The organism is Streptomyces sp. NPDC054847 (assembly GCF_053610925.1).
In genome coordinates, this window is sequence record NZ_JBSGZJ010000043.1 from 18,082 (window position 1) to 28,590 (window position 10,509).

Annotated in this window: 10 protein-coding genes; 4 read left to right on the forward strand and 6 right to left on the reverse strand. The window is 70.2% G+C overall.

All coding sequences use genetic code 11. The annotated features are described in order from the left end of the window. Positions 1-21: 21 nt before the first annotated feature. From ACWGH4_RS07895 to ACWGH4_RS07905, 3 genes are read left to right on the forward strand one after another with little or no spacing between them, the layout of a single operon-like run. Positions 22-315: a hypothetical protein gene (locus tag ACWGH4_RS07895; protein WP_453457093.1), complete on the forward strand. Its 294-nt coding sequence runs from the start codon at positions 22-24 to the stop codon at positions 313-315. Continuing rightward, positions 315-2,807: a DUF4132 domain-containing protein gene (locus ACWGH4_RS07900; protein WP_453457096.1), complete on the forward strand. Its 2,493-nt coding sequence runs from the start codon at positions 315-317 to the stop codon at positions 2,805-2,807. The genes ACWGH4_RS07895 and ACWGH4_RS07900 overlap by 1 nt, the downstream gene beginning before the upstream one ends. Continuing rightward, a complete protein-coding gene (locus tag ACWGH4_RS07905) occupies positions 2,804-3,799 on the forward strand; it encodes a hypothetical protein (protein ID WP_453457099.1) in 996 nt (331 codons plus the stop codon). The genes ACWGH4_RS07900 and ACWGH4_RS07905 overlap by 4 nt, the downstream gene beginning before the upstream one ends. Before the next feature lie 9 nt (positions 3,800-3,808). Here ACWGH4_RS07905 and ACWGH4_RS07910 read toward each other — a convergent pair whose 3' ends face one another. The 6 genes from ACWGH4_RS07910 to ACWGH4_RS07935 form a co-directional block, all read right to left on the reverse strand. Then, positions 3,809-4,357: a hypothetical protein gene (locus tag ACWGH4_RS07910; protein WP_189466655.1), complete on the reverse strand. Its 549-nt coding sequence runs from the start codon at positions 4,355-4,357 to the stop codon at positions 3,809-3,811. Positions 4,358-4,513: 156 nt separating this feature from the next. After that, the gene (locus ACWGH4_RS07915; protein WP_441263805.1) at positions 4,514-5,272 is read right to left on the reverse strand and encodes a succinate dehydrogenase iron-sulfur subunit; all 759 of its coding nucleotides are present in this window, start codon (positions 5,270-5,272) and stop codon (positions 4,514-4,516) included. Continuing rightward, complete coding sequence (gene sdhA, locus ACWGH4_RS07920) at positions 5,272-7,026, reverse strand: succinate dehydrogenase flavoprotein subunit (protein ID WP_307707901.1); 1,755 nt, start codon at positions 7,024-7,026, stop codon at positions 5,272-5,274. Before sdhA ends, ACWGH4_RS07915 begins: the two co-directional genes overlap by 1 nt. Positions 7,027-7,050: 24 nt before the next feature. Next, entirely contained in the window at positions 7,051-7,536 is a 486-nt protein-coding gene (locus ACWGH4_RS07925) for a succinate dehydrogenase hydrophobic membrane anchor subunit (RefSeq protein WP_453457103.1), read from the reverse strand. A gap of 8 nt (positions 7,537-7,544) precedes the next feature. Then, a complete protein-coding gene (gene sdhC / locus ACWGH4_RS07930) occupies positions 7,545-7,925 on the reverse strand; it encodes a succinate dehydrogenase, cytochrome b556 subunit (protein WP_005313117.1) in 381 nt (126 codons plus the stop codon). A 169-nt stretch (positions 7,926-8,094) separates the two neighbouring features. Continuing rightward, positions 8,095-8,700, reverse strand: a complete 606-nt coding sequence (locus ACWGH4_RS07935) for a 2-oxo-4-hydroxy-4-carboxy-5-ureidoimidazoline decarboxylase (protein WP_453457113.1) — start codon at positions 8,698-8,700, stop codon at positions 8,095-8,097. Positions 8,701-8,893: 193 nt separating this feature from the next. Here ACWGH4_RS07935 and ACWGH4_RS07940 point away from each other — a divergent pair, with 193 nt between their 5' ends. Next, positions 8,894-10,498, forward strand: a complete 1,605-nt coding sequence (locus ACWGH4_RS07940) for a beta-N-acetylhexosaminidase (RefSeq protein WP_453457107.1) — start codon at positions 8,894-8,896, stop codon at positions 10,496-10,498. Positions 10,499-10,509 lie beyond the last annotated feature (11 nt).

A 10,509-nucleotide genomic window follows, 5' to 3' on the forward strand; every position in this document is an offset into this window, starting at 1 on the left:
GCGGCGTCCTACTGTTCGGCCATGGCAATGGTGACCTTCGTCGACGAGACGACATCGGGTGACCGGCGGGACGCCCTGGGGCTGCCCGTCGCGGAAGAGCGCCTGGCCCTGCGCGAGCTGATCCGCCGCCGCGTCTTCCAGGAGACGGCCGAGGGCGCCCAGGAGGCGTACGAGCGCGCCCTCGCTGCCTTCGGAAGCAACGGCTTCCTGGTGCTCGTCGGGGACCGCCAGCTCACCGATCTCGACGAGCGCGTGGAACTCACCGCTTCCACCGAGGTCACCTTCCTCCGGCTCGTCCCCCTGGTGGGTGGCTGATGGCGACGACGACACAGGACCGTGACGCCGTCCGCCGGGTCGAGACCCGCATCGCGGACGGCGACATGGCCGGGCTGGCCCGGGACCTGGTGCGGATCGGCACCCTCGCCGGAAACCGCTGGGACGGCGAGCGGGCACGGATCCCGCAGCTGATCGGCGATCTGGACACCGACCTGCGCAGGCGTCTCGCCGATGCCCTGGTCCTCCGCCACCAGGACGGCGGGGACACCGAGCGGGTGCGCAGCGTGGTGATGACCCTCGCCGGCATCGCCGGCCGTGGCCTGCCCGAGGGGGAGTTCAGCGTGGAACGGCTTCGGCGCATCGAAGAACTGGGCACCGCCTACTCCCTGCACACCTACGCCGAGCTGGTCTCCCTGGCCCGGGGCGAACTGGACGCGGGACGCGGCCTGCCCGGCCCGTTCGTCGCCCTGCTGCGACGCACCATGACCGACACCTACGCCCACTCGCCCGAACTGGCCGTGCTGCTCAAGGGCATCGAGGACCCTCTCCTCAACCCCGGAGAGGCATGGGCGGACCAGGCCCTCGCGGACGCCGGGCGTCTCGGGGACGCCGGAAGACGGCTGCTGAAACACCTGCGTACCGCGACATCGGCCCGGCCCACCGCCAAGTGGCAGCAGGCCGCGGCCGCCCTGATCGACGAGATCGGGCCCGGCGAGCTCCAGCGGGCGGTGCTGGGCTGGCTCCGGCTGACAGCCGCTCCCCGCACCCTCACGCTGTACACGCGGCCGGGATGGCCCGACCACAACGCCCTGTTCGACCCGTGCAACACCGACGCCCTCCGCGGCGCCGCCTGGCTCGCCGCACAGTTGCCGCCCTCGCGGGACCTCACCCGTGCACTCGGCGCCCTCGTGGAGACGGCCCTGCGCAAGGTCCCCGGCGTCGGCCCACGGGCTCCGAAGATCGCGGGCGCGGGCGTCACCGCCCTGTCGGCGGCCACGGGCGAGGCGGCACTCGCGGAGCTGGCCAGACTCTCCGTCAAGGTCACCTACAAGGGCACGCTCAAGCAACTCGGCGCGGCGCTCGACGCCCGCGCGGAGGCGTTGGGTCTGCGGCGCGAGGACATCGAGGAACTGGCCGTTCCCGCCTACGGCCTGACCGAAGTGGGCCGCGGCGAACAGCCGCTCGGCGACACCACCGCCGTGCTCGGCGTCCACGGCGGCAGGGCGGTGCTCACCTGGCGGACGGCCGCAGGCAAGGAACTAAAGTCACCACCGGCCGCCGTGCGGCGCGACTTCCCCGACGAGGTGAAGGCACTGCGCGCCGCCGCCAAGGACATCGACAAGATGCTCACGGCCTGCTCGGAGCGGCTCGACCGGCAGTTCCTGGCCCGCAGGAGCTGGACCTACCAGGCGTGGCGCGAGCGACTGCTGGACCATCCGCTCGCCGGCACGGTCGCCCGCCGCCTCGTCTGGCTGGTCGGCGGCACACCCGTCGCCTTCGACGGCACCGACCTGCGCACCCTCGACGGTGACCCGATGTGCGTCACGGGCACCGCACCCGTGTCGTTGTGGCACCCGGTCGGCAGGCCCGCCGCGGAAGTCGCCGCCTGGCGCGAGTGGCTGGAGGCGAAGCAGGTCACGCAGCCCTTCAAGCAGGCCCACCGCGAGGTCTACCCGCTCACCGACGCCGAGCGCGTCACCGGGACGTACTCGAACCGCTTCGCGGGCCATGTGCTGCGCCAGCACCAGTTCAACGCCCTGGCGGCGGCGCGCGGATGGACCGCCCGGCTCCGGCTGTGCGTCGACGACAGCTACCCGCCCGCGTGCCGCGAACTGCCCGAGTGGGGCCTGCGCGCGGAGTTCTGGGTCGAAGGCGTCGGCGGCCGGGAGGACGGCGACCTCACGGGGGCCGGCGCGTACACCAGGATCTCCACCGACCAGGTGCGATTCCACCGGCTCGGCGCCCCGGCCAACCGGGCGCACGCCACAGGCGGCGACTACCGCCCCGACCTCGGCCGCTCCCACAGCGCTGAGGGGCACGGACCGGTCCCGTTCACGGAGATACCGGACCTCGTCCTCTCCGAAGTCCTCCGGGACGCCGACCTGTTCGTGGGCGTGGCCTCCATCGGCAACGACCCTTCCTGGCAGGACGGCGGCCCGGGCGGCCGCCACCGCGACTACTGGACGTCGTACGGTTTCGGGGAGCTCTCGGAGACGGCCGCGACACGCAGGGACCTGCTGGCCCGCCTCGTGCCCAGGCTCGCGATCGCCGACCGCTGCACGGTCGACGGCCGCTTCCTCCGCGTCCGGGGCGACCGCCACGAGTACCGCGTCCACCTCGGCTCCGGGAACGTCCTCATCGACCCGCACGGGCGCTATCTGTGCATCGTCCCCCAGGCGGGCGCCGCCACGGCGGACCCGGGGCATCTGCCGTTCGAGGGCGACCGGATGATCTCCGTGATCCTCAGCAAGGCGATGCTCCTGGCCCGGGACACGGACATCACCGATCCCACCATCCTGAGCCAGCTGTGACGACACCCGCGCCGTCCGCCGGTCTGCTCTCGCCGTGGGAGGACCCCGAGCGGATCGCCGCCGTCGCGCGCCTCGCCGTCACGGCCGGACCGGCCGGCCTCGCGCGGGACTTGCTCTTTGCGACCGAGCACGCGGGTCACGGGGTGGCCACCTGCCTGCGGGACATGCCCGAGGAGCGCCGCCGCGCCATGGCCGACCTCTTGGCCCGCTGTGCCGACGCCCCTGACACGGCGCCGGCCCTGCGCCGGCGCGCCCTGGTTCTGCTGTCCGTGGTCTCGCGGGGGTTCGCGCCCGACGAGTGGTACGAGCGGTGGACCGCCCTCCTGGAGGGCTGGGCACTGGAGTGGTACAGCGCCGGGGTCAGCGACGAACTCCCCGCCGTGGCCGAAGCGGTGCTGGACGCCGGGAAGCCGCTGTCGGACGCGGTGGTCGGACTGCTGCGCAGATCCGCGTACATGGCCAACGAGTGGGCGGCCGTGCTGCTGGAGCGGATCCCCCTCCCGCTGCTCGACCCGGGTGAGCCGTGGGCCGACCGAATCCGTGCCGAACTGCCCGGCCTCGGCGCCCCCTGGCCCGCTCTGGTCGCCCATCTGCGCGCGGCGCCCGCCGCTCCCACCAAGCGCTGGGACCGGGGGGCGGCGGACATCCTCCGCGGCGTCGATCCCGACACCGTCCGGCGCACCGTCACTCCGTGGGCCGAACTGGCCGCCCACGGCGGCGGAGCCGAGGACGGCGGATACGACCCGTGCGACGTGACGGTGATACGGGGCATCGCCAGGCTGCTGGCGCTGCTGCCGCCCCACCCCGACTCCGTCCGCGCCCTGGCCGCCCTCGTCGAACGGCCGCCGGTCAAGGCGGTCGTGGCGGGGGCCGCGGTTCGGGCGCTCGCGGACCTGGAGGGCGGCGCGGGGCGCGCGGAGCTGATGCGGCTCGTGGACCGTGTCGGTCACACGGCGACACTGCGTCAGATCCGGCGGGCCCTCGCGTCGTGACGGCCGTGACTACATGGTGCTCAGCGAGCGCGCGTAGTTGATCTGCCCCATCACCATCTGGAACGTCTCCGGGCCCTGGGCCGGGATCATCGTTGAGTGGTGCTTGCCGCCGCTGGTCACCGTGACCTGGATGAAGCCCGTGGTGGTCTTCTCCTTCATCAGCAGGAACAGCAGCCCCAGCAGACAGAAGATGAAGAAGACGATCGCGAGCACGATCGCGTGCGTCGGGATCTTCTCCTCGGTCCGCGACATGTCCGTCGCGTTCCACACCGAGCCCTTGAGCGGCATCGTGCCGGCGGGAGTGACGATCGAGTCACCCATCACCGTGATGTCCCCGATCGACACCAGCGGCGCGCCGCCCGTCGGAGCGGGAGGGCCCGTGTACGGCACCGGGACTCCCGCGGGCTGTGTCTGCGAGTAACCCGGCGCCGGGTCCTGCGGGTAGCCGTACCCCGGTGCGGCGTTGGGGTAGCCGTAGGCAGGCGTGCTGCCGGGCGGCTGGCTGGGCCCCCACTGGTACTCGGGCTCCCCGTCCCTGTACGGATTCGGCGTGCTCATGTTCTCGTCCCCGCTTCCCGTCCCACTGCGTCAGGTCAGACGTCCCCTGATCCTGCCAGGTGCGGCCCCCGGGGGTGAAGTCCGCGCCGGTACCCGTACGGACACGACAGGGCCCGCGTCCCCGGGGGACGCGGGCCCTGTCGTGGTGAGGATGTGTCAGAAGCGGCGCGTGATCAGGGCACGCTTGACTTCCTGGATCGCCTTGGTGACCTCGATACCGCGCGGGCAGGCGTCCGTGCAGTTGAACGTGGTGCGGCAACGCCACACGCCGTCCTTGTCGTTGAGGATCTCAAGACGCTGCTCGCCGGCCTCGTCACGCGAGTCGAAGATGAAGCGGTGCGCGTTGACGATCGCCGCCGGGCCGAAGTACTGGCCGTCGTTCCAGAACACCGGGCACGAGGACGTGCAGGCGGCGCACAGGATGCACTTGGTGGTGTCGTCGAAACGCTCGCGGTCCTCCGCGGACTGCAGACGCTCACGCGTGGGCTCGTTGCCCTTCGTGATCAGGAACGGCATCACGTCGCGGTACGCCTGGAAGAACGGCTCCATGTCCACGACCAGGTCCTTGAGGACCGTCAGGCCCTTTATGGCCTCGACCGTGATGGGCTTCTCCGGGTTGATGTCCTTGATCAGCGTCTTGCAGGCGAGCCTGTTCTTGCCGTTGATCCGCATCGCGTCGGAGCCGCAGATGCCGTGCGCGCACGAGCGGCGGAAGGTGAGCGAGCCGTCGAGCTCCCACTTGATCTTGTGGAGGGCGTCGAGGACGCGCTCCTTGGGGTCGATCTCGATCTGGAAGTCCTCCCAGACCGCGTGCTCCGACACCTCGGGGTTGAAGCGGCGGATCCGGAAGGTGGCGGTGATGTACGGGGAGTCGGCGAAGCCGGCTTCCCGCTTCTCCAGGGTCGGGGCAGTCATCAGTACTTACGCTCCATCGGCTGGTAGCGGGTCTGGACGACCGGCTTGTAGTCGAGACGGATCGACTGGGTGCCGTCGTCGCCCACCTCGCGGTACGCCATGGTGTGGCGCATGAAGTTGACGTCGTCGCGGTTCGGGAAGTCCTCGCGGTAGTGACCGCCGCGGGACTCCTTGCGGGCCAGCGCGGAGACGGCCATGACCTCGGCCAGGTCGAGCAGGTTGCCCAGCTCGATGGCCTCCAGCAGGTCCGTGTTGAACCGCTTGCCCTTGTCCTGGATGGACACGTTGAGGTAGCGCTCGCGCAGCTCGGCGATCTTTTCGACGGCGGTCTTGATCGTCTGCTCGGTGCGGAACACCATCACGTTGGCGTCCATCGTCTCCTGGAGCTCCTTGCGGAGCACGGAGACCCGCTCGGAGCCGGTGGAGTTGCGGAGCCGCTCGACCTGCTCGGCGACGAACGACGCGGGGTTCTCCGGAAGGTCGACGTAGTCGGACTTCGCGGAGTACTCGGCGGCGGCGATGCCGGCGCGCTTGCCGAAGACGTTGATGTCCAGCAGCGAGTTGGTGCCCAGGCGGTTGGCGCCGTGGACCGACACGCAGGCGACCTCACCGGCGGCGTACAGGCCCGGGACGACGGTGGTGTTGTCGCGCAGGACCTCACCTTCGACGTTGGTCGGGATGCCGCCCATGGCGTAGTGCGCGGTCGGCTGGATCGGGATCGGGTCCGTGTAGGGCTCGATGCCGAGGTAGGTACGCGCGAACTCGGTGATGTCCGGAAGCTTGGCGTCCAGCTGCTCCGGCGGCAGGTGCGTGAGGTCCAGGTAGACGTGGTCGCCCTCGGGACCGCAGCCGCGGCCCTCGCGGATCTCCGTGTAGATGGAGCGGGAGACGACGTCACGGGACGCGAGGTCCTTCATGACCGGCGCGTACTTCTCCATGAAGCGCTCGCCGTCCTTGTTGCGGAGGATGCCGCCCTCACCGCGGGCGCCTTCCGTCAGCAGGATGCCCATGCGCCAGATGCCCGTCGGGTGGAACTGGAAGAACTCCATGTCCTCCAGCGGCAGGCCGCGCCGGTAACAGGCGGCCTGGCCGTCACCGGTCAGGGTGTGCGCGTTGGAGGTCACCTTGAAGAACTTGCCGGTGCCGCCGGACGCGTAGATCACGGCCTTCGCCTGGAAGACGTGGATCTCGCCGGTCGCCAGCTCGTAGGCCACCACACCGGCGGACTTCTTGACGCCGTCGACCTCGGTGATGAGCTGGTCCAGGACGTAGAACTCGTTGAAGAACTCCACGCCCTCCTTGACGCAGTTCTGGTACAGCGTCTGGAGGATCATGTGACCGGTGCGGTCCGCGGCGTAGCAGGACCGGCGGACCGGGGCCTCGCCGTGGTTGCGGGAGTGGCCGCCGAAGCGGCGCTGGTCGATGGTGCCGTCCGGGGTCCGGTTGAACGGCAGGCCCATCTTCTCCAGGTCGAGGACGGCGTCGATGGCCTCCTTCGCCAGGATCTCCGCGGCGTCCTGGTCGACCAGGTAGTCACCGCCCTTGACCGTGTCGAAGGTGTGCCACTCCCAGTTGTCCTCTTCCACGTTGGCCAGCGCGGCGGCCATGCCGCCCTGTGCGGCGCCCGTGTGGGAGCGGGTGGGGTAGAGCTTCGTCAGCACGGCGGTGCGGCTGCGCTTCGTCGCCTCGATGGCGGCGCGCATGCCGGCGCCGCCGGCGCCGACGATGACGGTGTCGTACTTGTGGATCTTCATGGGTGGATTACCTCAGCCCCGTGCCTAGCGGATGTTCGGGTCGAAGGTGAAGATCACCAGCGTGCCCAGAAGGATGGTGAACACCGTGGCGGTGTACAGCAGGCCCTTGAGCCACAGGCGCGTGTTCGGACGCTCCGCGTAGTCGTTGATGACGGTGCGGAGGCCGTTGGCGCCGTGCAGCATGGCAAGCCACAGCATCAGCAGGTCCCAGGTCTGCCAGAACGGGGACGCCCAGCGGCCGGCCACGAAGGCGAAGCCGATCTTGGAGACGCCGCCGTCGAGGACCAGCTGGATCAGCAGGTGGCCGATGACCAGGACGACGAGGACGACACCGGACAGGCGCATGAACAGCCATGCGGCCATCTCGAAGTTGCCGCGGGTCGAGCGCGGGGTCTTCTTGGTGCGCTTGCGGGGCGGCTCGATGAGCGGGGCCGGGTTGTCCGAATCGAAATGGCGCAGAGGTGCGTCACCCTCGACGGGACCGACGGCGGAAGTGGTGTCAGCGGACATTTCTGGCCTCAGCTCCCGAAGACTTCGCGGACGGCGTGGCCGAGCACGGGGTAAAGGGCGCCCACCATCAGCACGAACCAGATGGCCATGACGGACCAGAGCATCTGCTTCTGGTAGCGCGGGCCCTTGGACCAGAAGTCCACGGCGATGACACGCAGGCCGTTGAGCGCGTGGAAGAGAATCGCGGCGACCAGGCCGTATTCGAGAAGCGCGACGATCGGCGTCTTGTAGGTGGCGACAACCTCGTCGTACGCCTCGGGGGAGACGCGGACGAGAGCGGTGTCCAGCACGTGTACGAACAGGAAGAAGAAGATGAGGACGCCGGTGACTCGATGAGCCACCCAGGACCACATTCCTTCCCGGCCGCGGTACAGCGTTCCAGCCGGCACGGAAGAACCCTCCGGGAGCGGGGATTGGGGCCATGCCGGCTTGTGGGTGTCGGTCTGGCCCGGCCGGGTACGGTCCACCGGCCCCGGCCATCGTAGCGACGTGTTGTCGGTTCGTTCGCCCGGGGGCCACCGGTGTGATCAAACAGGCAATCAAACAGCCTCGTACGGACTAAGCGACGGACTCCTCCGAGGCCCCCGCGACGTCGCTTTCCGGATGGTTGGCTACTGCATGTACCAGTCGGGAGCGGGTCAGGGCGCGCAGTTCCTCCGCGGATATGGCGCGCTCCTCGTCCGGTTCGTGGGACAGTCTGCTCCGGATACCGGCCAGTACCTGATCGAGGTACTCGTCGGGCCGGTATCCGTCGAGGCAGACGACGAACGCATGTCCGAATCGACTCTCGTAGGCGGTGTGCGCGGCGGCGAGCGCGGTGTGGGCGGCCTGCGGGGCGCTCGGCGGCAGCCCGGTGGACGACTCGCCGGCCAGGGCCTCGTGCACATCGGCGGGCGTCAGGTCGTATCCGGCCTCGTCGCAGGCGGCGAGGAGAGACTCGAGGTCGGGGTAGGGGCGGTGCGCGACCACGCGCCGGGCCCATCGGCGGCTGCCGCAGCAGGCGAGGACGATCGCTTCCGCCTCGTCGGCCGGGGCGCTGTTGAAGTGCTGGAGTCCCGGCTCCGCGCGACGCTGGGACGGTATGGCAGAAGGGGCGCCCGCGCCCCGTGTGTGGTGGAGTGTCGGCGGTCGCTTCGGGAGGCCGGCGTGGGAATCGCTGGACAGCGGGACTCCTCGAACGGGACAGCGGGGCGGCAGGGAAGGGAGAGAAGGGTGTGTCGTAACGCTATCGATGTGGACACGAAGGTGTCCGACGAATGCGCGAATTTCACCCGGACGGGAGAGTTTGGCCATAAGTAATGGACACAGAAGGGGGTGCTTCTACGGGGTTTCGCCACTTATGGGAGGTATCAGAACGATGTGGCTCTCTCGCAGGATCCGGCTCGCCGGTGTGTCGGCGGCCTCGGCCGCCGTCTTCTCGATGACGCTCGCCGGCTGTTCCGACGACGGCGCCGGTGAGTCCGGCAGCGCGCCCGACCGGGCCGGTACGACATCCGGGGCCGCCGCCCCCAGCCAGACGCCCAGCCCCACGCGCAGCTACGCGCTCTCCGAAGCGCCGGCCACGATCCCCTCCGTACGGAGCCACCAGGCCGCCCGCGGCCCCGGCTGGAGCAGGACCGCGGACAGCGGGGTCGTCGTCGCGAAGGGCAGCGAGGAGCTCTCCGACGAGGGCCGGCTGCTCGCCCAGGAGCTGAGGCTCACCTACCGGGGCGCCGTCGCCGCCGGGCCGGGCGACGTGGAACTGGCACTCGCCGGGAACGGCGCCGCCGAGTCGTACACGCTGACCACCAGCGGCGGGAAGGTCCGCATAGCCGGGCCGGACGAGGCCGGGGTCTTCTACGGCACCCGGACCCTGAAGCAGTCGGTGCGCTCCGGCGGCTCGATGCCCGAGGGCGTCGTACGCGACCGGCCCGACCGCCCCCAGCGCGGACTGAACCTCGACATCGCGCGCAAGCACTTCAGCGCCGGGTGGATCGAGGACCGGCTGCGTGAGATGGCCGACCTCAAGCTCAACCAGCTCGGGCTGCACTTCTCCGACGACCAGGCCTTCCGCATCGAGTCCGACTCGCACCCCGAGGTGGTCTCCGAGCAGCACCTCACCAAGGACGAGGTCCGCCGGATCCTGGCGCTCGCCGAGCGTCTCCACATCACCGTCGTCGGCGAGATCGACTCCCCGGGACACCTGGGCGCCGTGATGCGGGCGCACCCCCAGCTTCAGCTGCGCAACACGCAGGGCGTGCCGCGGCAGGGCGCCATTGACATCTCGAAGCCCGAATCGGCCCGCATCGTCGACGACCTGCTGCGTGAGTACACGGCGCTCTTCCCCGGGGCGTGGTTCCACGTCGGCGCCGACGAGTACCAGGCGCTCACCGTGAGCAACCCGCAGGCCTCCTACCCGCAGCTCGCGCAGGCCGCCCGCCAGAAGTACGGCGACGGCGCCACCATCCAGGACCTCGCGGAGGGCTGGCTGAACGACCGCGCCGCGGTCGTACGCGAGGCGAAGAAGACCCCCAAGGCGTGGAACGACGGCTTCTTCCGTGGTGGCGTGGTCACCGCCGACAAGGACATCGAGGTCGAGTACTGGACGGGCAAGGAGATCGGGGCCCGCCCGCCGCAGGAGTACCTGGCAGAGGGGCGCCGCGTGGTGAACCTCAACGACGAGTTCCTCTACTACGTGCTCGGTGAGCCCAACCAGTTCACCTACCCGACGGGCCGCCGCATCTACGAGCAGTGGACGCCGCTGGTGCTGCGAGGCACGGAGCCCGTACCGGAGAAGTACTCGGACCAGATCCTGGGCGGCCGCTTCGCGGTCTGGTGCGACCTGGCCAACTCCCAGACGCAGGACCAGGTCGCGGCCGGCATTCGCCGCCCGCTCCAGGCGACGGCCCAGAAGCTGTGGGACCCGCGGCAGCCGGCGCGGAGCTGGGAGTCCTTCGAGTCGCTGGCGCAGAAGCTGGGCTGACCAGCGCGGAC

What these genes read in the sequence shown, in the direction of transcription:
- ACWGH4_RS07925 (WP_453457103.1), bottom strand. Translation starts at nt 7,536, where the DNA reads ATGTCCGCTGACACCACTTCCGCCGTCGGTCCCGTCGAGGGTGACGCA.
- ACWGH4_RS07910 (WP_189466655.1), bottom strand. Translation starts at nt 4,357, where the DNA reads ATGAGCACGCCGAATCCGTACAGGGACGGGGAGCCCGAGTACCAGTGG.
- sdhA (WP_307707901.1), bottom strand. Translation starts at nt 7,026, where the DNA reads ATGAAGATCCACAAGTACGACACCGTCATCGTCGGCGCCGGCGGCGCC.
- ACWGH4_RS07940 (WP_453457107.1), top strand. Translation starts at nt 8,894, where the DNA reads ATGTGGCTCTCTCGCAGGATCCGGCTCGCCGGTGTGTCGGCGGCCTCG.
- ACWGH4_RS07895 (WP_453457093.1), top strand. Translation starts at nt 22, where the DNA reads ATGGCAATGGTGACCTTCGTCGACGAGACGACATCGGGTGACCGGCGG.
- ACWGH4_RS07915 (WP_441263805.1), bottom strand. Translation starts at nt 5,272, where the DNA reads ATGACTGCCCCGACCCTGGAGAAGCGGGAAGCCGGCTTCGCCGACTCC.
- ACWGH4_RS07900 (WP_453457096.1), top strand. Translation starts at nt 315, where the DNA reads ATGGCGACGACGACACAGGACCGTGACGCCGTCCGCCGGGTCGAGACC.